The sequence below is a fragment of the Nostoc mirabile CHAB5784 genome (assembly GCF_020829645.1).
GTDB lineage: Bacteria > Cyanobacteriota > Cyanobacteriia > Cyanobacteriales > Nostocaceae > Nostoc > Nostoc mirabile.
In genome coordinates this window covers 1-26,178 of record NZ_JAIVFS010000101.1, presented here as the reverse complement: position 1 = coordinate 26,178, position 26,178 = coordinate 1, and the positions used below count along the sequence as shown (strand labels likewise).

Genomic DNA, 26,178 nt, shown 5'->3' with positions numbered 1-26,178 from the left:
TGAGCAACTCCTCTAGTTCCTCGACAGTTTCTTCAATCTCGATATGCGTTACCCCTGCCATCACATACCCTGAATGCTACTTCTATCTATATTTACCATCTGTCGCATTCTTTTTTCAAATTGGTATTAGTTCCCAGGCTGTTGCCCAGGAACTAGAATCAACTTGCTGAAATTAAGCGTTAGAAAACATGGTAAGCATTACTAACATAACAACTAATGCACTGATCCAAAGAGCTAACGATCCCCAACTAACTGAATCTTTTTGTACTCTTTGCCAGAAATTGGTAACTAAGTTATTCCGAATTGCCATTTTATAACCTCCAATTTTTATTAAACTTGCACTGACTCAATGCATTAAGCCTGTATTGAGTAAAGAAAAGTTAATCTTTGGGGGTATCAGCCTTTATTTACTGATTCCCAAGATTAATCAACAGAGATTTAAATTAATTCATGCAGCGAGTGCCAATGCATGTGTCTCAACGCATTACTGAAATCTAAAAAACGAACAAAAATTTACAAAAAGATATTTGTTGATGCTTAAATTAATTTTCCCATACGTAACTGTTTACACTGAAAAATTTGGTGATTTTGAGAGAATTCTTAACGTTTTCTTAATCAGGTATAAAAGTTAGTGTTTTAAATTCACAATCTACTTAAGTATTGACTCTGTTTCGCTTTTACTCGTGATTTATCTAGACTTGAAAATAGACACAATTAACAGTGAAATGGCAGGTAAATAATGGTGCAACAAATAAGACATGATGAACCGCAATATATCTGTATCATTCCAGTTGAGAGAATTACAGCTAACCAAGACGAAGAAATCATGGCCTTTGGTGCATCAGCCGACGATGCAAAAAAACAAGGTGAGGAATTGTTAGCATCTATCTATGGTTGTAATAAATCACAAGTTTTGGAATTAATCCAGCAAGCACGAATTGAACTAATAGCTCAGTGGTGTGCCCCTCAAGAGCGCTAAAAATACTATGAAGGTCTTGGCAACAGCAAGTATTAGCACCCAAAATGGTATGCAAATATTCGGCTTACCTGCATGAAGGAGCAATGAATCTATGAGCGATGCCAAGCAAACTTCCCTGCGCCACTGTCGCTCTTGGGCAGAGCCATATAAAATCAAGGTGCTTGAGACATTAAAAATCACTACTCGCGCTGAACGCGAACAGGCGGCGATGTCTACGACGGGCTATGACGCTCGAACGCAAGAGCGTGCCGTAGGCAAGACTCGCTACCGCAACGCTTACGGCGTCGCACAAGCCGGGTACAATACTTTTCTACTGCGTTTTGAAGATATGGAAAAACTAATATAGAAAAGTGTCAAAAACAGCGCCGCACTAACAACTAAACTATGCTACCGTTCAAAACTCTGCTACGCGTCCGACACTATGAGATGGACGCCCTTGGGCATGTAAATAACGCCGTCTACCAAAATTATCTAGAACAAGCAGCCATTGAGCACTCAGAATACCTGGGCTTAACTTTGGATGTATATCGGCAAGTAGGTGGCGTATTTGTCATGCGGCGGGTAAAAATTGACTATTTACGCCCAGCAGTAGCAGGCGATACCCTAGAAGTCACTACCTGGTTGAAGGAAATGCGCGGGACTCGTGCCTTGCGATGCTACGAAATTCGGAAACAAAATCAAGATAATTTGTTAGTAACGGCAGAGGCGCTATGGGTTTGGGTGGATGCACAGACAATGCGCCCACGACCAATTCCCAGTGTTATGTTAGACAAATTTTTGCAAATCCAAAACCCAGGTGTTACAAGCTAAAAATGGTTTGTTTGTTATTCGCCATTTAATAAATCTTAATTGTTCTAATGAAAAACAAATGATTGATTTTTTCCCCAGGTAATGCTGACGATCAAGAATACACAACTATGATGTTATAAGTGCAAAATTTAAATTTGTAGGAACTGCAATCAAAATTAGCTTAGTAAATCAGGATTTTTAAGTCAATATTATGGAGCAAAGTCAGCCACAACAGCGCCGTGTCGCCGACCAAGTATTTCAAGAATCCCTCGATCAGTTGGAGGATATCTTACAAGAAAGTTCAACTGAGGATGAAGAAATCCCCCAAGCACAACTGGATACTAGTAGTCTCAGTGAAGTCGAACTCGATCAAGACATGACAGATATTGATTTAGCGGCTCTTGAGGACGCAGTTGCTGATATTGAAAAATATCTCGAAGAAATAACAAAAACCCAATAGGGGTAAAAAGTTAAAATTTATTACTGACAAATTAGTTGCCGTTGAGCTTCGTACAACATTAAAGCGGCTGCGATCGCCACATTCAAAGATTCCACCCCAGGACTCAAAGGAATCCTTACTTGTTTGTCTGCGATCGCTGCTAATTCTGCCGACAATCCAGCACCCTCATTTCCCAGTAAAATCAGACTGGGTTTGCGCCAGTCCACCTCCCAATAAGTTAAAGTCGCACTGGGTAAGGTTGCCACTACCTGCATTCCTGCCTGCTGACTTTGTTGTACTGTAGCTTTTAAATCTTCGGTTACGGCTGTTGGTAGGCGAAACCATTGCCCTGCTGAAGCCCGGAGAACCTTGGGGCTGTCTAAATCTACACTATCTCCACTTACCCACAATCCTGATGCTCCAGCAGCAGCAGCAGTGCGAATCATCGTACCCAGGTTACCGGGATCTTGCACCGTTTCTAAAGCTAGCATTGTACCAGTAAAGGGTAGTTGAGTTTGGCGAACACCTCCGGTGGGCGAGGCGCCAACGCTTCGTTTTGCCGTTGCAACGACACCATCCGGTTGGACTGTGGTAGCGATCGCATCCAAGACTTCTTTACTGACAATTTCGGCGCGATCGCATCGGCTACAAGCTTCTTCCCAGAGTGAGGAGTGGGCTGCTTGCCAATCTGGAGTACAACACACTGTTTCTAATGGGTAATTTACCGCACAAGCTTCCTCTAACAGGTGTGTCCCTTCTAGTAAAAATAACTGCTCCTTGTGCCGCTCCTTGGTGGAGTGGAGTTTGCGGATTTGCTTGACTAAGGAATTTTGTAAACTGGTCAACATCAAAAAGTTAGGAGTTAGGAGTTAGGAGTTAGGAGTTAATTTAGTTTTCTTTCAACTCATAACTCTTCACTTTTAACTCCTAACTTGATAATATGCGGAACCCGGGACTTGAACCCGGAAGCCTTGCGGCACTAGAACCTGAATCTAGCGCGTCTGCCATTCCGCCAGTTCCGCTGGCATTTGTGCTTATTGACAATTTCCTATTATTGCGTATTTTTTTACCTTTGTCAAGTGAAAACATAACGCCTCCTTTAAGAGGCTCAGACTGGAAACAAGTTTTTCAGGGCATTAGGTCGAATCAAAATATTAACTGAACAGTACAGCATTGATTTTTAGAGAACACTTAAGTTATTTTACTGAGTATTTAATTTAGCTTAAAACTACTACTTCTTCGTTCATTTTTGTTAAATTTTTTAAAATCCCAAAACGCTTGCGGTGGCTGGTTTTTAACCATTATTTTTCACCAAAAAACAATTTTTTTATGCAATATGCTGTTCTAAAACGTGGACAATTTGAATCTTTACTGTAGAATCAAAACCAACTTCAAACATATAAAATACGTATTACTTTTGGAGGTAGGCTTATCAATCCTTCTACCAGCTTACCAGATGTCAAAATTGCTCCAGAAGCAGACTCCTCAGTCTTGCAAATTTGGGGTGGGCATCCTTTGGGAGGTCATGTGAAAATTAGCGGGGCAAAAAATGCAGCACTGGTAATCATGGCTGGAGCCTTGCTGTGTCCGGGCGATTGTCGTATCCGCAATGTCCCCTTATTGGCGGATGTAGAGCGGATGGGTCAGGTGTTATCGGCTTTGGGTGTACGCTTAACCCGGCAAGGCGATATTTTAGACATCAACGCCAGCGAAATTAAAACATCCAAAGCTCCCTACGAACTAGTTACCCAACTGAGGGCGAGTTTCTTCGCCATTGGTGCCATTCTGGCAAGATTGGGAGTAGCGCAGATGCCCTTACCAGGTGGTTGTGCTATTGGGGCAAGACCAGTTGACTTGCATGTTCGGGGACTGCAAGCAATGGGGGCTGAGGTGCAGATTGAGCATGGCATTTGTAATGCCTACGTCCCTGGCAGCAGCCGGAGATTAAAAGGTGCGAAGATTTACTTAGACATTGCCAGTGTCGGAGCGACGGAAAACTTGATGATGGCGGCTACCCTGGCAGAGGGCGAAACGATCATTGAAAATGCTGCCAGAGAACCGGAAGTAGTTGATTTAGCTAACTTCTGTAACGCGATGGGAGCGAAGATTAAGGGGGCGGGGACTAGCAGGATTATTATCGAAGGAGTCCCCAAGTTGCATTCTGTTGACTACAGTATCATTCCCGATCGCATTGAGGCCGGGACGTTTTTGCTGGCAGCAGCAATTACCCGTTCCGAACTTCTTCTCTCGCCGGTGGCTCCAGAACATCTTATACCAGTGATTGCCAAGTTGCGGGATATTGGGGTAACGATAATTGAGGAAAAGGCTGAACACTTACGCATTCTGCCAGCAGAAACTCTCAAGGCAACGGATATTGAAACCCAATATCATCCAGGTTTTCCCACAGATATGCAAGCGCCGTTCATGGCTTTGCTGACATTGGCCGAAGGCGACAGCGTGATTAACGAATCTGTCTTTGAAAATCGCTTGCGTCATGCCTCAGAGTTGAATCGCTTGGGGGCAGACATTCGTGTTAAAGGCAACGCTGCTTTCGTTCGGGGAGTACCGAAATTGTCTGGCGCACCAGTATTAGGTACAGACTTACGAGCATCGGCAGCGCTAGTCATAGCAGGACTGGCGGCAGAAGGAAAAACTACAATTCAAGGATTACAGCACCTTGATCGCGGCTATGATCGACTCGATGTGAAGTTGCAGCAATTGGGCGCTAAAATCCTCCGCGTGGGCGAAGCATCAGCAGATTCAGAAATCGCTCCCAGCATCAGTAGCCTGTCAACTTGAAATTGATCAGTTGACACTGACCGAAGAGGCAGGGGAGCAGGGGGCAGAGGGCGGGGGAGAAAAATACTGGAATTCCCCTGCCAAAAGGGTTTAAAGCACCATTATTTATTTATTTATGCCCAAAAGCAAAAATATTTATTTCGATAGCGCAGCGTTAGCGAGTCATCGAGCGTCGCGGAAAGTGCCACCAGAAATAATGCGTCCTTGTTTCAAGCCCCTAAATCTATTTATGGGGTTTTCCCCCCTGCTCCCTGCCCCTTTTCCTCTTAGCTGACGGGATAGAACTATTTCACGTCATCATAGCTTGTAAATTTCAAGTCTTTTGGCAATGGTTTGATTTTTTTAGCATCTTCTTTTCGCCTATCAGCAATATCATCGTCCCTTGTTCTGCGACGGCGAGGTAGGTCAGTTTCTTTTGATTTGTCGTTAGCCATTATGTTTCCTTAGTGGTAGAAGATTGTTACTCGTGTTGTTATGGCAGTCAAACGCCGATGCGATAAACGCTACTTTTTTAATTTGTCTCGAATGAGTTGTACTAAAGCGTCTAAGATTTCATCAGATGTCGGGCTACTAGCTGCTAGCTTTTCCTCCCAATATGATACGTGTTCCTCAATGCGTGTTTTGACTCCTACTACTCCATAATCTATTAGCCATTTTTCAACAGTGCTTTGGTGTGGAACGTATCTACCATGAAGCTTTTCCTTAATATAATCACGAATATTTTTTACTGTTGGTTCTTCGCTAAAAGCCATATTAAAAATCACCTAATAAATTTACTTTGTGTATCTATATTTAAGTTACCCAAAAGCTTGTGTCAAATAACACTTGGCTAATTTAAATCTTTTCAAACCAAAACAAAAACCTCCTACCCGATTCGGGGGTAAATAAGCAATTCTAGGATTACCCAAAATGGCGAATAATTATTGCCGAAACGAGAAAATCTTTGTGCTGTCTGCTATCCGAGTTCTGTCTCCATCTGTGTCTAGTCTGTCCCATGCTGTACAAGGATTCTGTCTACTTCTGTCCGCCCTGTCCTTCTGTCTGATTTGGGGTAATTTCGATGGTATTTGCATCTAGCCAGACGGCCAGACTATTCTCAACCAACTCATTAAACAGTCGCTTCAATTTCTCAGAACTGAACCGTTGACGCGGGGATGAGGGAGACAAGGGAGACAAGATAAAATTTTCTCCCCCATCTCCCCCTGCCCACTCTAGTTAAATCGTTATACTAACTGTGGGAGGCTGTTTATCTAACCAGCCAGATTCCATAGTTGTGTTTTTTTATAGCTTGCTGCACTATGTCCTTCTTCAAAACCCCGCTAATTGGTTTAAAAGCTGACTCATTTCGTCATCCATTAGACCTGGAAGCTACCAAAACGCTCAAGCAAATACCAGGCATAGATATGTTGGTGCGAAATTGGCTTGGGCCAATGGCAGAGCAGGTTTTCTATGTGGAAAATATTGCCTCCAGCATTCTGGTGGGTGAAAAGCAACTGCCCGATTTATACAAGCTGTTGTTAGATGCCTGTAAAATCCTGGATATAGAGCCTCCCCAGTTGTACGTCCGGCAACATCCGGCTCCCAACGCCTATACTTTTGCTGTGCGGGGTAAGCAGCCGTTTGTTGTGCTACACACATCTCTGATTGATATCCTTACACCAGAGGAAATACAGGCAGTAATTGCCCACGAGTTGGGGCATCTCAAGTGTGACCATAGCGTTTACTTGACGCCTGTAAATTTATTAATATTAGCTGCGGCGATTGTGCCCAATGTCGGAACCTTCGTTGCTCAAGCGATACAGGCACAGCTTTTAGAATGGGTACGCTGTGCTGAGTTTACCTGCGATCGCGCCGCATTGCTAGCAACCCAAGATCCTAAAGTTGTCATGTCAGTATTGATGAAGCTGGCGGGTGGTTCCCCCACCTTAGCGCCACAACTGAATCTTGATGCCTTTGTTGCCCAAGCCCGCGCTTACGATGATATTAGCAAAACCGAACTAGGTGAAATGGTCAAAGCTGCCCGCACAGCCCAATTAACCCATCCAGTGCCAGTGCTACGAGCGCGAGAAATTGACCGTTGGGCAAGCAGTACAGAATATCAATCTTTAATCCAAAGTCATGGACTGAAGTCTACAAGTAATGAAGTTGCACCCAAAGGCGGATGGCGAAACTGGTAAAGCTACTGAATTATGTTGTCTATAGAGTGGTAGAGGGACTGAAGATGAGCTATTAAACTACAGATATACTACAAATAAGGTGAGCCTATGAAACCAATCAAGGTAGCGGTTGTTGGTGACTATGATCCAGTGTTTCCACCTCAAGCCACACTAGGTACAGCACTCCGTCATGCCGCAGCAGTTCTTGACCTAGAAGTTACAGAAACATGGATACCAACAGAAACACTTGCCAAGCCTAATTCAAGTCCAATGTTGCAGGATTTTGATGGTATCTTTGGTGGGCCAGGAGATGTTCATGAGTTGGAGGGAACGCTCCAAGGAATTCGCTTCGCTCGGGAAAATGACAAGCCCTATTTTGGAACCTGTGCTGGATTTCAGTATGCAGTTATTGAGTTTGCCCGCAACGTATTAAAGATTGCAGATGCTACAAGTGCTGAATTCGATCCATCTGCTCCTCGATTAATGCTGACTCCGTTTGCGTGCAACATTGCAGGAGAGAAAATGACTGTCAATATCCAACCCAACAGTCTTGCTCACGATCTCTATGGCAACAACGTAGCAGTTGAGGAATACTTCTGTCATTTTGGAATCAATCCACTTTATCGTAATGCTTTTATTGAGGCAGGTATGCAGATTTCTGGCACAGACCAAGATGGTGAACCTCGTATCTTCGAGTTACCAACTCATCCATTCTTTCTAGCAAGTTTGTTCGTGCCGCAAACTTCGTCAACTCCTGCTAAACCCCATCCCCTCATCAGTGGTTTTCTTGCAGTTTGCGCGGTTATTGCCAGTAAAAACGGGCTAACAACCGCGCTGCACCGGAACGCGCCAAAGTTCTAAAGCAGTCAGAAATACAACTAATCTTCAATCACGGTTTAGACAAATTTTGGTGTTGTTGCCAGAGTGGTTCCTTTGGTACCCACCCAGTGGACTGTCACCAACAGTTCCATCCCATAAGGAGTTTCAAAACCAATGATTAGGTTGCTAACTCGCTCTAACCGCTTCTGGGTTTCTGATGGAGGGCAAGTTATCAATGGACTTCTTGCAGAAGTGGGGAAAAGAGTAAGGGGGGAGGGGGGAAAGAGATGGAATTTTGCTTTCTCCTTTCCCTACAAGAGTGCAAAAGGAACTTTTGCAAGAGGTCTAATGTGGGTGATGTGATAAATAGGCGTAGGCATTGATCCCGGATTCTTCACTTGTGAGAAAAAACATTTGAATGAGCAAAATTTAGGATAAACTATGGTTGAGAATTTTAGGTAAGGGAATTCAGCAACAAGCGATAGACGAACTAGAAGCACTTCCCCAAAATAATCCCTTACGTTCCAAAGCAATTGATTTATTATTGAATTTAAAGACTACTTTAGAATTCAATCAGAATATAGACGAGGAGGATAGAGATTTAATTATGCGTTTATCACCCATTTACGAGCAAAAATTAGCAGAAGTTAAACAAAAAGGAATTCAAGAAGGAATTCAAGAAGGAATTCAAGCAGAACGTCGTAATGTTATAGAAAATTTGTTGCGAGTTCGCTTTGGTTCTTTAGATGCAGAACTAAGAGGAATTACTAAAGCTTTATTGGCATTATCTCCAGATGAATTTACTCCTTTATTGCTGCAACTATCCAGGGAAGAATTACTAAATAGGTTCCTTTAGAAGAACTCAGTCGGAGATGCTGGGTTTTCCAGCTTTACTAAGAAATCGATGATTACTTAAAAACGTGAATTAAATAAAATGCAAAACTTCATCAATTATCTAGCTTCCCTCTCCAATATATCGGAGAGGGATTGAGGGTGAGGTAAGCTGTCGGACATAAATTGTATATTATTTAATTCTTATTCCTTAAACTTCTTCAATCGAACAATCGGATTAAAAAACATCCTATTGCTTAACCCACAGCCTCTACCATGATAGTTGTACCCAATGACCATCGCTTTCAACCCATAAATCTCTTTGAGTACGAAAAGCTAGCAAAAGATCATCTGTCTCAAATGACGCTTGATTACTATAGCAGTGGTGCTTGGGATGAAATCACATTACGGGATAATCGTGCTGCGTTTGAGCGAGTCAAGTTGCGACCTCGTGTATTAGTCGATGTTAGCGATCGCAATCTTACTACCTCCATTTTAGGACAACCCCTGCAACTACCTTTGTTAATTGCGCCGATGGCTTTTCAATGTCTAGCTCATCCGGATGGAGAAATTGCCACAGCTTTAGCTGCCGCATCAGCTGGTGTGGGCATGGTGTTAAGTACAATGGCCACAAAGAGCATTGAAGAAGTGGCGAGTGCATCTGATAAATTTCCAGATTCTCTGCGATGGTTCCAGCTTTACATCCATAAAGATCGGGGATTAACTCGTGCTTTGGTAGAAAAAGCCTATAAAGCAGGCTACAAAGCACTTTGTCTAACTGTAGATGCACCTGTTCTCGGACAGCGAGAAAGAGATAGACGTAACGAATTTGCCCTACCCTCAGACTTACATTTGGCTAATCTCGCCACAATATCAGGGCTAGATATTTCCCATGAAAAAGGCGAATCTGGATTATTTACCTATTTTGCCCAACAGCTAAACCCAGCAGTAACTTGGGACGATTTGGAATGGTTGCAGTCTTTATCTCCACTACCTTTAGTCATCAAAGGAATTTTACGGGGAGATGATGCTGTTCGGGCTGTAGAATATGGAGCCAAAGCAATTGTTGTTTCCAATCATGGTGGCAGACAACTCGATGGTGCGATCGCTTCTTTAGAGGCTCTAGCTGAAATAGTAGCAGCAGTGGATGGTAAAGTAGAAGTCCTGTTGGATGGAGGCATCCGTAGGGGTACAGACATTCTCAAAGCTCTGGCATTAGGAGCAAAAGCCGTACTGATCGGACGACCCATTTTATGGGGACTAGCAGTAGGAGGGCAACTTGGTGTATCTCATGTCATCTCACTGCTACAAGATGAGTTAAATCTGGGAATGGCACTTAGCGGCTGCGCCAAACTACAGGATATTGACCCTAGTTTATTGACCCTGCCACGCCTGTAAGCCAGAAAGTTCTTAGACCTAATTATTCCAGCAAAACTTTGAAAATAAATTTTCAGACTTGTTACAAAATCACTTAATTAGAGTATACTAGTTAAGGTTGGATATATGGGCGGGTGGCGAAATTGGTAGACGCACCACACTCAAAATGTGGCGGCCTTGCGGTCATAGGAGTTCGATTCTCCTCCTGCCCACTACCAAACAAGTACTAGAGAGGTCAAAAACTTATGCGCCTGAAAAGATGGGAGTCTCCCCGTAAAGAAGGCAGGAATGACAAAGGTAGAGGCGGTTCTGCAAGGAAGAGGCAACTGAAAAAACAAAGGCAAATGTTACGACAAAGACTCAAAGAAGCTAACAAACCAAACAATGACAAAAATAATAGAGCAGGGGAAGATAAGTTTATCTTCCCCTTATTTTTTGGGATTTTATTTCAGAAAAAAATAAAATTTAGCGATTTTTCAATACATGGATTAAATTAAATTTGTAATAAATTTGGAAAGTCATAAGAAAAAACTGTTAGCCATTCTTTAAAATATACTAATTTGAATTAGACCTCTTAAGCGCATACTTACGTATCAAAATCGGTAAGCTGAGTGTTTGGTATTTCGTCTTGATATGTAGTAAATAAGTATAAAATACTACTTAATTAAAAGGAATTTATCGCAATTGTAATGCTTACATGAACAAATCAAAAATTAATTATGAAGGAAGTATGAATTTTGTCAAACAACGTCTGAAATTCATAGCTTAAAACAGTAAACTAGGACACAGCAGCAAATAATTGTAATATTAACGGTTAAGTCAAAACTATACTAAGAAAGCAATTGCATCTCCATGTGTTAACTTCCAACGATGACACAAGGCTACAAATAGTCAGGAGCCATCTAATCTGAATTATTCAATATTCGGAATGGTCTAGGTAATCTATGGATTTTTTTCTTGGACACAGGAGTTATTGATGGTGGCAAGAGTGCTTCTACCTACTAAAAAAGTACTGGATTTTCCTATTACTGCTTTACGCTTTGATGACCAAGTACAAACAATACTGAAGTGGGCGAGGAGGCGTGAGAGTAAAACTGTATATGTAGCCAATGTACACATGCTCATTGAAGCTCATTGGAATCCAGAGTTTGCCAGCATATTACGAAATGCAGACATAGTTACTCCTGATGGTATGCCTCTGGTATGGATGATGCGAAAGATGGGAGCGCTTTACCAAGATCGTGTGGCAGGAATGGATATTTTTCTAGCATTGTGTCAGCTAACTCAAACACAAAATCTTAGTATTTTCTTTGTTGGTTCCCAAACAGAAGTTCTTTCTAGGATGCGAAAAAGGTTAGAGCGGGAATTTCCGCAGATGAAGATTGCGGCGATGGAACCTCTACCCTTTCGCCCCCTGACTGAAACTGAAGACGAAGCTTTGGTTCAAAAAATTAACTCTAGTGGTGCTAGTGCCGTATTAGTATCTCTGGGATGTCCTAAGCAAGAAAATTGGATAGCTCAACATAAGGGTAAGATACAAGCTGTCATGATTGGACTGGGTGGAGTTTTCCCAGTTTATGCAGGAATTCACAAGCGGGCACCCCGCGTAATTCGAGACTTAGGACTTGAATGGCTGTATAGATGGATTCAAGAACCACGCCGACTTTGCGGTCGCTATGCTAAAACTATTCCACTATTTATGTGGCTAGCTACGAAGCAACTACTATCATCAAGTCGTATCGCAGCGGTCTTCCTTCACGAGACTGGGGATTAAGGAAAACAAATATATGTTCTATTGCACATGACATTGTTGATATGATACATCTGTTAACTCTATTAACTAAAAACATTCAAAAATCTATGTTGTTATAACCAATAACTAGCAAAGTTAGATACCAACTAAAGCTAGAAAATGTAAGTAACAGAGCATTCGTGAGAGGTTAAGGTTAGGCACTATTTGTCAATAAGCAATATTACTTAAAATATCGCTAGAATCGGGCTAAAATTGGGATTGAAAACACTATTTTTGAGCAGGCGATGCCTACGACGGGCTACGCCTACGCGTAATTTTGATACGCATCTTTTATTCTTGATCCATTGGTTCAGTACAAGAGTTAATTTCATACCTCTGCTTGTTCCAAATTTTCACCATAATTTCTAATTGACAAAAGTAAGATTAACTTAACCTCTCACCGATGGTAACAGAGCGTTCTATATAAAAACTCTCAAAATTCATCAGTAAATCTTTAGACCATTCCATGTTTATATTATGGCTGGCTAGTAAACAATTGCTCTGATTAAGTTGTTTAATAGGAGTATTTATTCAAAAAAAATTGGTGATTAAAATAAAACATTCTCAGTCGTTTCATGGGTCAATTCTGTAATGGCACCACCTCAAGGTTCATCAAATTTACGACAACAGGCTGTTAAAGGAGTATTGTGGTCTGCCATCGAAAGTTGGGGACGGCAGGTAATTTCATTCGCTGTTTTCTTTATACTTGCACGTTTGTTAGGTCCAGAAACTTTTGGTTTGATTGCATTAGCTAGTGTATTTCTGGCATTTCTCCAAGTTTTTTTCGATCAGGGATTTACTCAAGCAATTGTTCAACGTCAGGAGTTAGAAGTAGAGCATTTAGATACTGCCTTCTGGGCTAATTTGGGAATCAGCGTACTACTAGCAATACTATGTGTGACTGGTGCTAGTTTTGTTGGTAACTTATTCAAAGAGCCACAGCTAGTACCAATCATCCGCTATTTGTCTATTGGATTGTTAATCACTGCTTTCAGTAGCGTTCAGAACGCAATCTTTCAGCGTAAGCTAGAATTTAAAACTCTTGCCACCCGATCGCTAGTGGCAGTAGCCATTGGCGGTGTAGTAGGCATAACTATGGCGTTTATGGGATTTGGAGTTTGGAGTCTTGTCGGTCAGCAATTATCTAATAATTTGGCAGGAGTTTTGATAATATGGTGGGTAAGTGATTGGCGACCAAAATTAAGATTTTCGTTAAGACACTTCAAGGAACTATTTTCCTTCGGAGTGAATGTGATGGGGATGAATTTATTTTACTTCTTTAGCCGCCGCTCCGATGACTTTTTAATCGGTTATTTTCTAGGTTCTTCTGCATTAGGCTATTACACCGTTGCTTATCGCGTGTTCTCAATATTGACAGAACTGCTAACTAGCACTATAGCAAAAGTTACTTTGCCAACATTTGCAAGGTTACAACACGAGCCAGAAAGATTAAAAAATGCGCTTTATCAAGCAATCCAACTAACAAGTTTGATTACCTTTCCAGGCTTTTTAGGCACATTGATATTAGCACCTGAAATAATAGAAGTTGTATTTGGAACAAAATGGTTACCTAGTGTCCCAGTAATGCAAATTTTAAACCTTACTGGTATTGCTTACGCATATTTCTATTTCAATGGATCTGTGCTAATGGCAGTCGGGAAACCTTCACATAAGCTAGCTATGGATTTTATACAAGCCGTAGCCAATGTTATTGGCTTTTCCATAGCAGTCCGATGGGGAATTGTGGCTGTTGCATCTGCTTTTGTGATTAGAATGTACCTGATAGCGCCTATTGTAATTTGGGTAATTTGGAAGGAAATCCATATTAATGTGCTGACTTATCTACGCCAGGGTGCTGCTTCGTTAGCTGGGACGATACTTATGTTATTTGCCATTTTTGTTATCAAATATTTTTTGAGTAACTTAATAAGTTCTTCTGCAGTATTAGCTATTTCTATAGTAGTTGGTATTATAGTATACGTTTTGTCTATTTTCTTGATTGCACCAAAATTGTTTAGGCAAATAATAAATATAGCCCATTAGCTTAATGCAGTAGATATCAAATTGATTACGATTTGACAAATAAAAGCAAAACAAATACTGTATAATATTATTTAGCTTAAGTAACATTTAAATCTTAGCTGGAGCAATTTTACGTGGAAAATAGTCAAAGAAAAAAAATATTCTTTTTCACTGCCCAGACTCAATACGAAAATCTGGGAGATCTAATGATCATTAAAATATTATTAGATAACTTAAGAAAATATGGAACTATGATTATCAATGAACAAGGAGTTCCAGAGTGGTTTTGTCAGGAATTAGATATAAAAGATGATGAGAAAGTTAGCAAGTACGGAACTAAATTTAATAATCTAATGTTAGTGTTTGCTCTTAAAGCATTATTTTCTTCAAATAACGAAATTTACTATATTCTAACTCCAGGACATCGTTTTAGTATTCCTCTTACTAATATAGGTTATTTGAGGTACTTAATTGAAACAATAAAACAAATGACAACTTTGGCTTTATTTAAGATTATTGGTGTTCGTATATGTAGATTTGGAGTTTCCATTGGACCATTTTCAAAACTAGATCAGCTAGTAGAAAGGTGGAAATCTAAATTTATGTATTTTTATTCAGTTAGAGACACAAAATCAGAAGATTATGCAACCAAACTAGGGATAAATAAAGTTGAAATTTTTCCTGATTTGGCTTGGTTGATGAAAACTCCATACGCGAGTAACAAATTAGCTAAGTTACACGATGAATACGTAATATTTAGTTTTAGAAACTCTACTAATCCTCTTGGTGATCCAGATATATATAAGAACAGTCTTTTTCCGGTTTTAGACAAAATTGTTTCTATGGTTGGTAAGAAATGGCAGAAAAAGTTGCTAATTTCTTATCAAGTTGATCTTGACTATGAATTTTGTAAAGATATTAGTAATAGATATAAAGATGATTGTAACGTAATTTTTATTGAAGAAAAGATAAATACTCAATCTATGTATGATTTGTATTCTCGCGCATACATGATTTTTAGCAATCGGTTGCATGTATTAATGTTTGCAATGCTTTGTGGTTCAATACCAGTTGCAGTAGTAGATACACTAAAGCATGATAAAATCACTAGTATTTTTTCAGATGCAGGTCTAATGCGGATAGTTATAGATATCTCAAATGAGGCGCATATATCTGAAATATTAAATGAAATTGATACTGATATTAATGTGATTAGAAAAGATATTGATTTGTGTATTGAGCATAACCAAAATTCTGCGGATGCAATACTTAAGCAGGTAATGACTTAAGGCAAACATATCTAAATATTGAGCAGCCTGGAAAATAGTTGGCATAAGTACCTTAATCTCTTGCCTTCTCCAAATTCATCTTGCAAGAATCTCAGTGCTAAAGGCAGTTTTTTTTAGTGAGATTGACAAGCGAGAATGTTGTTTAGTGCTTTGGGGACGAGGGACTTTCAATTTAGCACCTATTTTCGATAGCGAACGAGTTTATAGACCATTTTCTAGGCTATGTTCAGTCCAAATTCGGCAATAAGCCATTGTTGAATTTGACCATAGCTATGAAATCCTTGAGGCCCCTGCAACCTCTGTTTCAGCCGTTCTAAGATTTCTGTGTTTAAGTGCTTTCTCCAACTTTTGTTGGCTTTCAGAAATTTCGACTTGCAATGGACGGGTCATACACTTTTAGCACGCACCTATTTAATTTTGGCGCATCTTCATACAGAATTGGTATTATAGGCAGCCGACCGCTGCCTTTCAAAAAACGTAGTATTCTCACAAAAGCTCCAAAGAAGAATTATATTCCCGTTCTCCTCTCTATGGGGCGATCTTGCCTAAAATCACGATTGCTAACCACTTTTTGGAAATAGAAGATCCACACATTGAGTCAAAATTAACACCTAATAAACCAAAAATTGCGTAATTTTTTTAGGCTAAAATCAAAAAAAACGATTATCTAAAATAAATTACTCAAAGTACTTGACATTAACCCAGGAATAACTGCTATATTAAGTAGAGTGAAATTGTTGGGGCGTAGCCAAGTGGTAAGGCAGCGGGTTTTGGTCCCGCCATCCCTAGGTTCGAATCCTAGCGCCCCAGTAAATCAAAAGATAGGCATAACAGCCTGTCTTTTAGAGTTTTTAATTACATTTTTAAGACGCATCTCAATGCATCTAACTGTGTAAATGTTACTTGTCAGGCGATTTGAGAGCTTGATCCAGAGTCTGCCGAGCCTGTTCTGCTTTAGATCGCGCTTCTTGGTAACGCACATTAGCCTGGGCAAAATTTTTGAGAACTTTAAAACCTTCCTTGAGTCGAGTAATTTCCTCTTCTGTCACCGATTCGTCGGTGAACAGAACATCAACCGCTTTGCGAATTTCCAACGCTTCAACTCGTGATTCCTGAACTTTCAGCTTGAGTGTGGCCAGGTTACTTAGAACCTGGACAGCTTGTGTAATGCTATCCTCACCGCTAACAGTATCAATAGTTGACTCTTTAACCTCAATTAATTGTTGAGGGCCAAATCCTTCTTCCAGTTCCGTGGGTAGCTTTCCTGAATCCATCAGTTTTATCAGCTGATCCATTGCTTTATCACGGGCTTTTGCTGAATCTTTTCCAGAAACAGTAAGGATAATTTCTGGGCTTTGAGCGAGAGTATACTGAACCATATTTGAGCAGAAAATTTGCTGGTTAACCAAGCTGAGGCAAATAATTATAACATGTTGCGTGTCAGGTTATTTGTTTGCTGATTTACTATTCACTTTAGTGTTGATTTACCAAATTTATGTAAAGATTTCGTTAATGAACAGCAACTACCTACACCAGCATTAGCTACTATTCAAACGTTTTCAAAACCTTTAACGAGTTGTCGAGCATTTTCCCGTAAGGCTTCAACGAAATATCCACCCTCTTGCACAAATAGTGTCGGTAGATTCAAAGAGCGAATCATTCTACCGATTTTATAGTAGGAATTAGACTCCAGCGCAAAGCAACCCAGGGGATCAGATTTAAAGGTGTCGAAACCTGTCGCCACTACCAAAGCTTCAGCCTTGAACGATAACACCCTGCTGGCAGATTTTTCTAGAGCTTTTAGATAAAAAGCCTCATTGCTTCCTTTTGGCAGTGGAATGTTCAAGTTATATCCTTCGCCATCGCCTGAGCCACATTCGTTTTCAAAGCCACTATAGAAGGGATAAAAATCTCTCGAATCGCCATGAATCGAGATTGTTAAAATATCGCCACGCTGATAAAAAATCTGCTGCGTACCGTTACCGTGATGCATATCAATATCAATAATTGCCACTCGGTCAAATTGCTTACGAAGCTCAACAGCAGCAATGGCACTGTTATTTAAGAAACACATGCCCATTGCCATATCGCGGCAAGCATGATGTCCACTTGGTCTACACAAAGCATAAACAACCAGTTCCCCAGCTTTGATCCGAGATGTTGCTACAATCACCGCAGATACGCTACCTAGTGAGTTTTCCCATGTGAATTGTCCGATTGGTGCCGCACAGTCAGCGATGTACCATCCCGCTAAAGCAACAGGGTTTTCGTTGAAATTGACCATATGACGGTTTGGAGAAATATTGGGAAAGATTTCAGTGCTAGCATTCTGAATTTGTGACCAATGCGACCAAGCAACCCTGAGATAGTCAATATATTTAGTGTCGTGTACTGCAAGGATTGATTCGCGAAGGATTGAGATGCACAGTTCTGGTGGCGGTGCAAATTCTATTTCGCATCCTGCTTCCAACAACCCTAAAAGAATTTGCCGACCCCTTGGCGCTACATCGGGGTGTTCAACGAAGCGTCCCCTTTGAAGAAATTGCGAAGGGCCTTGAGCTTCAAAGTATGGACTGACAATGGCTTTCATATAGATGAAATAGTAAGAATTTCTATTTTTAATGATTTCATGCTTTATTTCTACCCCTGCTAAGTCGCTCAAAATAAAACTTTATACTTAAGAAAAGGGAATTTAAGTTTCAACAGGAGGGGAGAGCAATGGCTCCTAGTCCCACCATCATGCAAGCTGTGGAAAAACTGGGCTACCGTGTCACCGTTGGTGATGTGGCAACCCAGGCAGGATTGAATGTCGCTAAAGCTAATCAAAGCTTATTAGCCCTGGCATCTGATGCTGGGGGACATTTGCAAGTGGCGGATTCAGGTGATATCGTTTACCTTTTTCCACAAAATTTTCGAGCAATTTTGCGTAATAAATACTTCCGATTCCGATTGCAGGAATGGTGGAAAAAGGTCTGGAGTGTTCTGTTTTACCTGATTCGCATTTCTTTTGGAATTTTCTTAACTGTTTCCATCGCCCTTATAACTGTTACCATCTTCATGATCATTACCGCTGCCAATTCAGATCGTGACGGCGACAATCGGGGCAGTAGTTTTGGGGGTGGGGGGTTCTTCTATTTTCCAAATTTATTCTGGTATTTTAGCCCAAATTATGACACTCACTATCAGGAACGGCGACGTGAAAGGCGAGAAGAAAGCAATCTGAATTTCTTTGAAGCTGTGTTTTCATTTTTATTTGGCGATGGTAATCCTAACGCCAACTTAGAAGAACGTCGGTGGCAAGAAATTGCTACGGTGATTCGGAGTAACCGTGGCGCAGTCGTAGCAGAACAAATTGCCCCATATTTGGATGACATTGGCGAGGGATATACAAGAGACTACGAAGATTATATGCTGCCCGTTCTGACGCGATTTAATGGGCAACCATCGGTAAGTCCAGAAGGGCAAATTGTTTATTACTTCCCAGAGTTGCAGGTGAGTGCAGTTAAAAAGCGCCGTTATGCAATATCAGACCACTTGGAGGAATTTCTCTGGCGTTTTAGTGCTGCAAGTTCCGGGCAAATTATGCTGAGTGCTGGGTTGGGTGTACTAAATTTTGTTGGTGCTTTAGTACTGGGAAGGTTGTTAAGTGATGGCACTGTTGCTGCCCAATTAGGTGGACTAGTAGCTTTTGTGCAAGGAATTTATTGGCTACTATTGGCTTACGGAGCAGGTTTCTTAGGCATCCCGTTATTGCGTTATTTCTGGATTCGGTGGCGTAATAGCAAAATAGGCGATCGCAAGCGCGATCGCCTTTCCAGAGCAAGGATATTGGCAAGTCCTGATGCACCTTTGCAACAAAAAATCGACTATGCCCAACAATTTGCAGCAGAAAAAGTCATTGGCAACGAAGATTTAGTGTATTCTAGCGAAACTGACTTACTCGACCAAGAAGTTGAGCGTTCTGCACAAATTGACGCTGAATGGCAACGGCGCTTGGAACGTGGGAGTGGGGAATAGAGTTAATAGTAAAGAGTTGAGAGTCAGGAGTAAATAATTAAGATTTATTTAAAACTCCTAACTCCTAACTCCTAACTTTCTCCTTACTTCGCCTGAATTGGTGTTAAGGCTACACCTTGATAATAATGTCCCAAAATTTGCAGGTGGTTCACTCCCTGCCGAGCCAGATTGTACGCTCCCCACTGACTCATGCCCAAACCATGACCAAAGCCAAGCCCTTGAAGTACAAAACCACCATCTGTTCCCTTGCTGACGCTGAAGCGGGTACTTTTTAGCTTCAGCGCTGTTCGCACTTCCTCGCGCTGTAGAACCTTTGTGCCTTTGTTACCGACAATTCTCAAGACTTTAACACTGCGGAAAGGCGAGTATGTCTCTGGAATCATCGCTGTTACACTGCCAACTTCAGGGAATTTAGCGCTAATCTCACTAGCCGAGAAGGTTTTCACCCAATTACACTCGCTGATATTTTGATCGTAGTCTTGAACAGCACGTAGGTACGGCAACGCATTCCCCCAAACGTCTTCAACGTTTTCGGTGTGTCCTCCAGAACAAGCGTGGAAGACTGAGAGAATAATCTTGTTTTTATAAGTTAGTACTTGCCCTGCTGTTCCATCAACTGCTTTGTAAGTAGCAGGAGATTCACTGATGACGCCTTTGTAAATTTGCCAGCGATCGGGGGTATTGCCTAAATCGTAAATGGGATTATTCCGTTGTTTTTCTCGCTCGTAGAGGGCGTAGGTGCGAGCTGCGATCGCCTGGGCTTTTAAAGCTTCTTGGGGCCAGCTAGCACTCATTTCGCCACCGAGAACGCTGTAGAGATATTCTTGGTCATCAACCCAGTTAACAGCGGTTAAGCCTTTGTCTGTGGGAACAACCAGAGTTCTACCCCGATACCAGCGATCGCCAATATAAACGAATCCTTTACCTGTTGGCTCAATCCAAAATAAACCAGACTGCCACTTATCAAGAGCCACTCCGCCAGGAATAGCTTGGGCATAATATGCACTCATCGCTGGTAACTGTCCGAGAGTCCGGCCGGTACTATCCTTGACGATTCCAGTGGTGGAACTGCCCACTTTTACCTGATTAACCCCCCTCTCAATTGCCACGCGCAGAATTACAGACGCTTGAACTGGGGCAACCAAAGCAATCCACAAAAGGACACTTACCCACCAATGACGTACTTTAATCTGGGAAAATAAAAAGCCTAAGTAAAGTTGGAATTTCATGCTGGTCATCTAATCACATTAGTATCTTTTTAAATTTTTTCAGTAATTTCACATAGATGGGAGGATAACTCACTAATCTAGACCAACGACCCTAAGTACAGTCCAGCATCACAGAGGTTCGGAATTCAATTATTTGTAGGTTGAGTTGATCAACCAAACCCAACAGACCTTGTAGGTTGGGTGATGCGATCGCGTCATCCAACCTACAATCGACATTTCTGACCTCTTTTTCTGGTGACGTGTACTAACCGTCTTCTATTACTCTCACCAAATAAAAATCAGAAACCTTGATTTTAGTCAGCTTTATGAATCTATGGATAGGTTAGTTTGAGGAATGAAGCCCAACACCAAGAAACCTTGATATTGTTGGACAACGCTTACGTTCAACCCAACCTACAAGTATTTTTATTTATTCAGAATCATAAAAGAGCGCTAAGTAAGCAATTGGCATAAGTTTATCGTTATATTTTCTTCCAACTGAGCCTCCTGCCTCCAGCATAGCTGCCTTTGTTCGGTAAGCATGAGTCTAGAATAGCATTTTAGCCTGATTTGGCACTAGTTTTTACGTCCCACTAGGTTCTAGTGTAGAAGCTTTCCTGCCTATCGAGAGACAAGGGGCACTGCTTAACCTGTCAAGGGCTGGGGAAAATACTCTGCGAAGTCTTACGGATAAAATCTCAGGTTATATGAAGTCTTTGTATTGTCTTTACGTACAACTTATGTAATGATGAGATTGTAATAATGAACATAGCATAGCAAAAAACTTCAGTCTTTTTACAGGCATTAGTTGTATTAAAATCAATTGAATAGCGTATTATCACTTATGTTATAGGGCAGTATGTATTTCCAGACAGTACAACATTGCCTAGGATTTTTACCGAAATATCTTCAAACTATAATATGGCAGACCGAGTTACTTTTCTCAACACCGATTTTGACCGTATGTCCACGTCTGAAGCAGTCGAACTACTACTGATGTGGTTAATAAAGGGGAGGGGTTGGGGGAGAGGTTATTCCAGGATTACTGAATCGGTGTTCTAGACCACAGTTATCACCCTGAACATTTGAGGGAGGAGAAAGAGTTAGTTTATTCCCAGATCATGACGAAAATCCGGTTTGAACTTTCGGCAAAACCATCGAAACATGAAAATATTGCCCAAGGGAAATCTGGGTTTGTTCCGGTTACGACGAGATGGGTAATTGAGCGGTCACTCTTCTTGGATGGAGAGATGCAAAATCCTCGTCAAGAACTTTGAGAGAACTCTAGCTAATGCAACTGCCAAAGTTAATCTTTGTTTTATCCGGCTAATACTGAAGAGGCTTGCAGCCCCTTCTTAGATGTCAAATGGGTTCTATGGAATGTCTAGACTTTTGTAGAATATTTCACTTCATTAGCGATAATTCCAATTAAATTCAACTTACTCAAAATTTCTGTTGCTTGAGTCAGTTCAGTTCGGGTCACTTTTCCCATGCGCTCTACCATTACGATTCCATTGCAAAAAGCTGCCACAATTCTGGCATCAACTGTACCTAAAATAGGTGGAGCATCTATCAGTACTAGGTCATAACTTTGCTCAAACAACTCAATTAGTTCTTTCATCCGTTGAGAACTGAGCAATTTCACCGTGTCTTCTGCTTCAGGCCCAGCAGTCAAAATATCAATGCATGGGTGAATAGGCTGGATGTAATCTTGAAAATGAGTTGTCGTCTCATCAACTAATAACAGAGATAGTCCCCAGTCATTGGATAGTTCCAGGATTTTGTGTAGGCTAGGATTATGTAAATTAGCATCAATAACTAATACCCGTCGATGCATCCGGGTAGCGCTAGCTACAAGCCCTAATACTAAGGTTGTCTTCCCTTCCCCTGGTAGTGCTGAAGTCAACATCAACGACTTGAAGGGTAAGGGATATTTTAATATTTGAATATTTTGGTAGATCATATCCAAAGTTTCATGGACAGGTAATTTAGTACTGGCTTCTACTATAGAGGAATCTGAGCTTCGCCGCCCATTCCAAGGCAGGCCCGGCCGCTGTTTTGTGACACTACACAACGGTAGTTTTGGTACTGACCCCAGTACACGTAGGTTCGTCAGTTTCTTTAAATCTCCGACACAATAAATAGCGTCATTAAACTTTTCCAAAATCAGGGCTGCTAAGATACCTAAAATCGGCCCAATTACCGCCCCTCCAACCAAAAATACTAATCTGTTGCTCCCCATATAAGTACCTAGAGCAGGTTCTGCCAAAACTTGCCAGCTATATCCTTCTTGAGTAATTTTCAGTCCTAAGGACTGTTGTGCTTGGAGTAATTGTTCAAGGGTTTTACGACTAGTTTCCACCTTTGGCAGCAGACGGTTATACTCTGCTATTAAGCTTGGGTATTTGTTTAACTCAGAGCGAAGTCGCTGTTCTGACTCGGCTAGATTCTTTTCATTAGCAGTTAGTCCTAAGACAGTTGTTTGTAGCAAAATTAACTCGTCTACTAGCTTTGGCTCAACCCCTAGCATTTGCTCTTTTAAAAGCGGTTCTCCCTTACTGCTAGTAGTAATAGCTTTCACCTCTTGTCGTAATAGCGACAGTTGACTTTGGCGTTGCTGCTTTAGTTTCTGTACCGATGGGTAATCGTCTGTATAGCGCAGCCGCTCCTTAGCTAACGCTAGTTCAGTTTTTTGAATTTCACTCAATAGCGTTTGGTAACGACTTGACTGATTTAAACGAGAAGAAATTAGTGCATTCTGCTGAGACGAGGACGCTATTTGTTGCTCTAGATTCTCGTAGCGAACGTTTACATCTTGAAGGTGGGCACGAGTGCTTTGTAGCTGTTTTTGAATATCAGCTAGAGATTCTAGCAGGATTTTACCTTGGACTTGGGGATCGAGTAATTTATGTTTCTTGCGAAACTGTTCCAAATTTTTCTCAGCTTTACTCACCTCTTTTTTTATTTCAGGTAGGCGAGCATTTACAAAAGCCAGTCCTTGATTGAGACGTTCTTTTTGTTGCTGTTTATTGTAGTTTTGATATACTTTTTGTATAGCTTGAAGTACTCTTTGTGTTTTCACTGGATCGTTATCATTGAAGGAAACTTTAAATAATTGACTAAAAACTTTATTAGCTCCTATACCTCCCTCTTCTGGAGTCACTTCTAGAGGTGCTTTTCTGTTCTGTTCTATTTGACCATTGATATCCTTTAAGGTAATATCAGGATAATCAGAATGAAGTAAATCTACGGCTTTCTCAAGCAACTTAGAACTCAGCATGAGTTTCATCTGAGTAGTGGAATCAACAACTTGAGAATTGGGTTCAGTAAGCTTGGTGTCTGGGCTTTCTGGGATATTATTTAACTGTGTACCTTCAGATAAATTGGAATTTACCAATATCTGCATATTGCTCTGGTAAGTAGGTTTGGCAATGAAAGCTAGGAGGCTAGCACCTGACATTACTACACAGGAAACCCCTAAGATCAGCAAACGTCGGCGAAGCAAAATAGTCGATAGTTGTCTGATGTCAACTGCGCCTTGTGCTGAAGTAATAATCTGTTGCTCTTGATTCAGACTAGTCTTAGCCATTATTAAACTCCTCTAATATCTAAACACTATATTTATTTGGAAGATTGATGAAAAATGTGAAATGTTTTTTTACACCTATAGCCGCAATAGCATACTTAATTATTCTTCCAACAATGACAAGCTCACTTGGCACAATATTATGCCAACTGGCGCTTTCATGTTCATCAATTCATGCATATAAATTCTTAATCAGTGTTAGAAGAATAAATTTTTAATAAATATTTTATTTAAGCAAAAAAAATCTTGACGAAAAATTAATTATTTTTCTTAAGTATTTAAGTATAAAATTCTCTGATTTACAACAGTACTATCCTATTAAAGTTATTAAAATAACTTGTAATATAAGAAATACATTGATAAAAATATCTAAAGCATAATAGTTGTAGATTATTGATACACTTAGTGAAACGTAAATTCTTAGGTAACTATTTGACTTACTCCTCAAGCTAAACTGCTGTCTATTTGCTGGACATGATGAGTTAGACTACTAAACTCCAAGATAGAGCCTGGTTAATTTTAGATTAGAAGGGTTCAATAGGAAATCTAAAATCCAAAATTTAAACGCTTACCTTGGTTAACTCTACTTGCCGCCGCCTAGGTACTTCATGAATCATGAAATCATAAGCCATGTCAGTACGGGGAAAAATAGCACGGGCTTCCTGAAGAAGATCCTTCAATTCCAAGGTATTGCCAGGAGCATAGCGGGGACTGAAATGACTCATAATCAGTCGATGTGCCCCAGCAGCTAAAGCTGTTTGCGCTGCCATTGTGGTTGTGGAATGCAACCGCTGAAAAGCCATGTCTGCATCTTGATGAGCAAAGGTTGCTTCGTGAATTAATACATCTGCATCTTTTGCCAATTCCACTGCACCATCACAATAAATTGTGTCTGTACAATAGGCAATTTTTCGACCAATTTCTGTAGGTCCGCATAATTGAGTGCCATCAATCACCCGTCCGTCCGCAAGCGTCACTGTTTCACCGCGCTTAAGTTGACCATAAACCCGACCAGGAGGAATTTGCAACGCCTTGGCTTTTTCAATATCAAAGCGTCCTGATCGGTCTTTTTCGGCTACGCGGTAGCCGAAAGCTGTAATGCGATGATGCAAATTACCGCAGCTAACGGTGAAGTCGTCGTCTTCATAAATTACCCCAGGACGGATGGCATGGACTTTAATGGGGTAGGAAAAGTGTGTGTAGGAGTAACGGGAGGCGGCTTGAATGTAATCATTTAATCCAGGTGGGCCATATATATCAATTCGTTCCACATTGCCTGCCAAGCCGCAAGTAGCAAGAAGTCCCATCAAGCCAAAGATGTGGTCGCCGTGCATATGAGTGATAAAAATTCGCGAGAGTTGGCTAATTTTCAGTTCACTCCGGATAATTTGATGCTGGGTGCCTTCGCCACAGTCGAATAACCACAGTTCTGCCTTTTGGGGTAATCTCAGGGCGACACTGGAAACATTGCGCGATCGCGTGGGTACACCGGAACTCGTACCTAAGAATGTTATCTGCACAGGTTCTTTAATCTTCCTATTGCTCAATTTGCTGCTCTATTTTCTATAGTGACACGCTTAATAAGCCGGAGAGTCAAATTGAGCGTCCTAAACACGGACAGAAACGCTTTTATAGTGGGAAACAAAAACGACACACTCTCAAATCGCAATTGATTATTGACCTAGCAACGCTAGAAATTCGTTGTGTTGTCAACGGTTATGGTCGCCAGCATGACTACAAACTATTTGTAGACAGTAGTTCTGCACTCTCTTTTATCTCTATTCGGGTTATCCCTGCCATCACACCTTCCAAATTTTGCTTCTATACATTTACCATTTGTCGCATTCTTTTTTCAAATTGGTATTAATTGTTTAATTCTTTTACGGATAGTATTTCTATCCTAATGATTTTCAGCAAAAACAAAAGCCTCCTCAAATTAGTTTGAGAAGGCTTTAGTTAGAAAAATGAATCCTGGCATCGAGCTATTTTTGCGTAGGGCTACCCCTAAACTATCGTGGCCGCAGCAGCGTTTCACCTCTGAGTTCGGGAAGGGTTCAGTGTGGTTCCACCGCGCA

Annotated in this window: 25 protein-coding genes, 3 tRNA genes, 1 rRNA gene and 1 pseudogene; 18 read left to right on the top strand and 12 right to left on the bottom strand. The window is 41.0% G+C overall.

The genetic code is table 11. From position 1 onward, the window contains the following. The first annotated feature begins 739 nt into the window (after positions 1-739). The 4 genes from LC653_RS36205 (at position 740) to LC653_RS36190 (ending at position 2,228) form a co-directional block, all read left to right on the top strand. Complete coding sequence (locus tag LC653_RS36205) at positions 740-979, top strand: hypothetical protein (protein ID WP_229499821.1); 240 nt, start codon at positions 740-742, stop codon at positions 977-979. A 91-nt stretch (positions 980-1,070) separates the two neighbouring features. Further along, complete coding sequence (locus LC653_RS36200) at positions 1,071-1,325, top strand: hypothetical protein (protein WP_229499819.1); 255 nt, start codon at positions 1,071-1,073, stop codon at positions 1,323-1,325. Between the two features lie 38 nt (positions 1,326-1,363). Beyond that, positions 1,364-1,789 (top strand): acyl-CoA thioesterase, encoded by a 426-nt coding sequence (locus tag LC653_RS36195; RefSeq protein WP_229499817.1) that lies wholly within the window; start codon positions 1,364-1,366, stop codon positions 1,787-1,789. 190 nt (positions 1,790-1,979) lie between these two features. Beyond that, positions 1,980-2,228: a hypothetical protein gene (locus LC653_RS36190; protein ID WP_229499815.1), complete on the top strand. Its 249-nt coding sequence runs from the start codon at positions 1,980-1,982 to the stop codon at positions 2,226-2,228. Between the two features lie 20 nt (positions 2,229-2,248). Here the strand turns inward: LC653_RS36190 and LC653_RS36185 are convergent, their stop codons facing one another. Beyond that, positions 2,249-3,055, bottom strand: coding sequence for a TrmH family RNA methyltransferase (locus tag LC653_RS36185; protein WP_229499814.1), 807 nt, complete (start codon positions 3,053-3,055; stop codon positions 2,249-2,251). Positions 3,056-3,148: 93 nt separating this feature from the next. After that, positions 3,149-3,229, bottom strand: a tRNA-Leu gene (locus LC653_RS36180). A 409-nt stretch (positions 3,230-3,638) separates the two neighbouring features. Between LC653_RS36180 and murA the strand changes: the two genes are divergently transcribed. Beyond that, positions 3,639-5,006, top strand: coding sequence for a UDP-N-acetylglucosamine 1-carboxyvinyltransferase (gene murA / locus LC653_RS36175; protein ID WP_229499823.1), 1,368 nt, complete (start codon positions 3,639-3,641; stop codon positions 5,004-5,006). A gap of 284 nt (positions 5,007-5,290) precedes the next feature. On the opposite strand, the gene LC653_RS36170 is transcribed toward murA, so the two are convergent. The 3 genes from LC653_RS36170 to LC653_RS36160 all read right to left on the bottom strand — a co-directional run bounded on the left by LC653_RS36170 (position 5,291) and on the right by LC653_RS36160 (position 6,182). Then, positions 5,291-5,440, bottom strand: coding sequence for a hypothetical protein (locus tag LC653_RS36170; RefSeq protein WP_229499813.1), 150 nt, complete (start codon positions 5,438-5,440; stop codon positions 5,291-5,293). Between the two features lie 69 nt (positions 5,441-5,509). Continuing rightward, entirely contained in the window at positions 5,510-5,758 is a 249-nt protein-coding gene (locus LC653_RS36165; protein ID WP_229499812.1) for a hypothetical protein, read from the bottom strand. A 262-nt stretch (positions 5,759-6,020) separates the two neighbouring features. After that, positions 6,021-6,182: a hypothetical protein gene (locus LC653_RS36160; RefSeq protein WP_229499811.1), complete on the bottom strand. Its 162-nt coding sequence runs from the start codon at positions 6,180-6,182 to the stop codon at positions 6,021-6,023. A 122-nt stretch (positions 6,183-6,304) separates the two neighbouring features. Here LC653_RS36160 and LC653_RS36155 point away from each other — a divergent pair, with 122 nt between their 5' ends. After that, positions 6,305-7,183: a M48 family metallopeptidase gene (locus LC653_RS36155; RefSeq protein WP_190733027.1), complete on the top strand. Its 879-nt coding sequence runs from the start codon at positions 6,305-6,307 to the stop codon at positions 7,181-7,183. 87 nt (positions 7,184-7,270) lie between these two features. Continuing rightward, on the top strand, positions 7,271-8,023 hold the full coding sequence (locus LC653_RS36150; protein ID WP_229499810.1) for a glutamine amidotransferase-related protein: 753 nt from the start codon (positions 7,271-7,273) through the stop codon (positions 8,021-8,023). Between the two features lie 35 nt (positions 8,024-8,058). Here LC653_RS36150 and LC653_RS36145 read toward each other — a convergent pair whose 3' ends face one another. After that, a complete protein-coding gene (locus LC653_RS36145; protein WP_229499809.1) occupies positions 8,059-8,217 on the bottom strand; it encodes a hypothetical protein in 159 nt (52 codons plus the stop codon). 209 nt (positions 8,218-8,426) lie between these two features. On the opposite strand from LC653_RS36145, the gene LC653_RS36140 reads away from it, so the two are divergent. The 8 genes from LC653_RS36140 (at position 8,427) to LC653_RS36105 (ending at position 16,102) form a co-directional block, all read left to right on the top strand. Then, the gene (locus LC653_RS36140; RefSeq protein ID WP_229499808.1) at positions 8,427-8,837 is read left to right on the top strand and encodes an RpnC/YadD family protein; all 411 of its coding nucleotides are present in this window, start codon (positions 8,427-8,429) and stop codon (positions 8,835-8,837) included. A 251-nt stretch (positions 8,838-9,088) separates the two neighbouring features. Continuing rightward, entirely contained in the window at positions 9,089-10,210 is a 1,122-nt protein-coding gene (locus LC653_RS36135; RefSeq protein WP_229499806.1) for a glycolate oxidase, read from the top strand. 107 nt (positions 10,211-10,317) lie between these two features. Continuing rightward, positions 10,318-10,401 (top strand) — tRNA-Leu (locus LC653_RS36130). A 33-nt stretch (positions 10,402-10,434) separates the two neighbouring features. Beyond that, positions 10,435-10,686 (top strand): hypothetical protein, encoded by a 252-nt coding sequence (locus LC653_RS36125; protein ID WP_229499804.1) that lies wholly within the window; start codon positions 10,435-10,437, stop codon positions 10,684-10,686. Positions 10,687-11,165: 479 nt separating this feature from the next. Further along, complete coding sequence (locus tag LC653_RS36120) at positions 11,166-11,963, top strand: WecB/TagA/CpsF family glycosyltransferase (protein WP_229499803.1); 798 nt, start codon at positions 11,166-11,168, stop codon at positions 11,961-11,963. A gap of 609 nt (positions 11,964-12,572) precedes the next feature. Further along, a complete protein-coding gene (locus tag LC653_RS36115) occupies positions 12,573-14,024 on the top strand; it encodes a lipopolysaccharide biosynthesis protein (RefSeq protein ID WP_229499801.1) in 1,452 nt (483 codons plus the stop codon). A 113-nt stretch (positions 14,025-14,137) separates the two neighbouring features. Then, complete coding sequence (locus LC653_RS36110; RefSeq protein ID WP_229499799.1) at positions 14,138-15,292, top strand: polysaccharide pyruvyl transferase family protein; 1,155 nt, start codon at positions 14,138-14,140, stop codon at positions 15,290-15,292. Between the two features lie 738 nt (positions 15,293-16,030). Next, a tRNA-Gln gene (locus tag LC653_RS36105) sits at positions 16,031-16,102 on the top strand. 89 nt (positions 16,103-16,191) lie between these two features. Here LC653_RS36105 and LC653_RS36100 read toward each other — a convergent pair. Together LC653_RS36100 and LC653_RS36095 are read right to left on the bottom strand one after the other, a co-directional pair. After that, a complete protein-coding gene (locus tag LC653_RS36100; RefSeq protein WP_229499797.1) occupies positions 16,192-16,671 on the bottom strand; it encodes a hypothetical protein in 480 nt (159 codons plus the stop codon). Between the two features lie 170 nt (positions 16,672-16,841). Beyond that, a complete protein-coding gene (locus tag LC653_RS36095) occupies positions 16,842-17,954 on the bottom strand; it encodes a histone deacetylase family protein (RefSeq protein ID WP_229499795.1) in 1,113 nt (370 codons plus the stop codon). Positions 17,955-18,010: 56 nt separating this feature from the next. Between LC653_RS36095 and LC653_RS36090 the strand changes: the two genes are divergently transcribed. After that, on the top strand, positions 18,011-19,309 hold the full coding sequence (locus tag LC653_RS36090) for a hypothetical protein (protein ID WP_229499793.1): 1,299 nt from the start codon (positions 18,011-18,013) through the stop codon (positions 19,307-19,309). Between the two features lie 83 nt (positions 19,310-19,392). On the opposite strand, the gene LC653_RS36085 is transcribed toward LC653_RS36090, so the two are convergent. Next, positions 19,393-20,538: a SpoIID/LytB domain-containing protein gene (locus LC653_RS36085; protein ID WP_229499791.1), complete on the bottom strand. Its 1,146-nt coding sequence runs from the start codon at positions 20,536-20,538 to the stop codon at positions 19,393-19,395. A 1,100-nt stretch (positions 20,539-21,638) separates the two neighbouring features. Here LC653_RS36085 and LC653_RS36080 point away from each other — a divergent pair. After that, on the top strand, positions 21,639-21,794 hold the full coding sequence (locus LC653_RS36080; RefSeq protein WP_372478264.1) for a hypothetical protein: 156 nt from the start codon (positions 21,639-21,641) through the stop codon (positions 21,792-21,794). A gap of 107 nt (positions 21,795-21,901) precedes the next feature. Here LC653_RS36080 and LC653_RS36075 read toward each other — a convergent pair whose 3' ends face one another. After that, complete coding sequence (locus tag LC653_RS36075; protein WP_229499787.1) at positions 21,902-24,106, bottom strand: GumC family protein; 2,205 nt, start codon at positions 24,104-24,106, stop codon at positions 21,902-21,904. Positions 24,107-24,663: 557 nt separating this feature from the next. Continuing rightward, positions 24,664-25,623: a ribonuclease Z gene (locus LC653_RS36070; RefSeq protein ID WP_229499822.1), complete on the bottom strand. Its 960-nt coding sequence runs from the start codon at positions 25,621-25,623 to the stop codon at positions 24,664-24,666. Positions 25,624-25,691: 68 nt separating this feature from the next. Here LC653_RS36070 and LC653_RS36065 point away from each other — a divergent pair. Next, positions 25,692-25,859: pseudogene (locus LC653_RS36065) on the top strand (transposase family protein); the annotation flags it as partial. Positions 25,860-26,072: 213 nt separating this feature from the next. On the opposite strand, the gene rrf reads toward LC653_RS36065, so the two are convergent. After that, positions 26,073-26,178, bottom strand: a 5S ribosomal RNA gene (gene rrf, locus LC653_RS48035); the annotation flags it as partial.

Bases quoted from the DNA above. Each gene is read 5' to 3' on its own strand.
- LC653_RS36205 (WP_229499821.1), top strand. From the start codon at position 740: ATGGTGCAACAAATAAGACATGATGAACCGCAATATATCTGTATCATT.
- LC653_RS36200 (WP_229499819.1), top strand. From the start codon at position 1,071: ATGAGCGATGCCAAGCAAACTTCCCTGCGCCACTGTCGCTCTTGGGCA.
- LC653_RS36195 (WP_229499817.1), top strand. From the start codon at position 1,364: ATGCTACCGTTCAAAACTCTGCTACGCGTCCGACACTATGAGATGGAC.
- LC653_RS36190 (WP_229499815.1), top strand. From the start codon at position 1,980: ATGGAGCAAAGTCAGCCACAACAGCGCCGTGTCGCCGACCAAGTATTT.
- LC653_RS36185 (WP_229499814.1), bottom strand. From the start codon at position 3,055: ATGTTGACCAGTTTACAAAATTCCTTAGTCAAGCAAATCCGCAAACTC.
- LC653_RS36170 (WP_229499813.1), bottom strand. From the start codon at position 5,440: ATGGCTAACGACAAATCAAAAGAAACTGACCTACCTCGCCGTCGCAGA.
- LC653_RS36165 (WP_229499812.1), bottom strand. From the start codon at position 5,758: ATGGCTTTTAGCGAAGAACCAACAGTAAAAAATATTCGTGATTATATT.
- LC653_RS36155 (WP_190733027.1), top strand. From the start codon at position 6,305: ATGTCCTTCTTCAAAACCCCGCTAATTGGTTTAAAAGCTGACTCATTT.
- LC653_RS36150 (WP_229499810.1), top strand. From the start codon at position 7,271: ATGAAACCAATCAAGGTAGCGGTTGTTGGTGACTATGATCCAGTGTTT.
- LC653_RS36135 (WP_229499806.1), top strand. From the start codon at position 9,089: ATGATAGTTGTACCCAATGACCATCGCTTTCAACCCATAAATCTCTTT.
- LC653_RS36125 (WP_229499804.1), top strand. From the start codon at position 10,435: ATGCGCCTGAAAAGATGGGAGTCTCCCCGTAAAGAAGGCAGGAATGAC.
- LC653_RS36120 (WP_229499803.1), top strand. From the start codon at position 11,166: ATGGTGGCAAGAGTGCTTCTACCTACTAAAAAAGTACTGGATTTTCCT.
- LC653_RS36115 (WP_229499801.1), top strand. From the start codon at position 12,573: ATGGCACCACCTCAAGGTTCATCAAATTTACGACAACAGGCTGTTAAA.
- LC653_RS36100 (WP_229499797.1), bottom strand. From the start codon at position 16,671: ATGGTTCAGTATACTCTCGCTCAAAGCCCAGAAATTATCCTTACTGTT.
- LC653_RS36090 (WP_229499793.1), top strand. From the start codon at position 18,011: ATGGCTCCTAGTCCCACCATCATGCAAGCTGTGGAAAAACTGGGCTAC.
- LC653_RS36085 (WP_229499791.1), bottom strand. From the start codon at position 20,538: ATGAAATTCCAACTTTACTTAGGCTTTTTATTTTCCCAGATTAAAGTA.
- LC653_RS36080 (WP_372478264.1), top strand. From the start codon at position 21,639: ATGACGAAAATCCGGTTTGAACTTTCGGCAAAACCATCGAAACATGAA.
- LC653_RS36075 (WP_229499787.1), bottom strand. From the start codon at position 24,106: ATGGCTAAGACTAGTCTGAATCAAGAGCAACAGATTATTACTTCAGCA.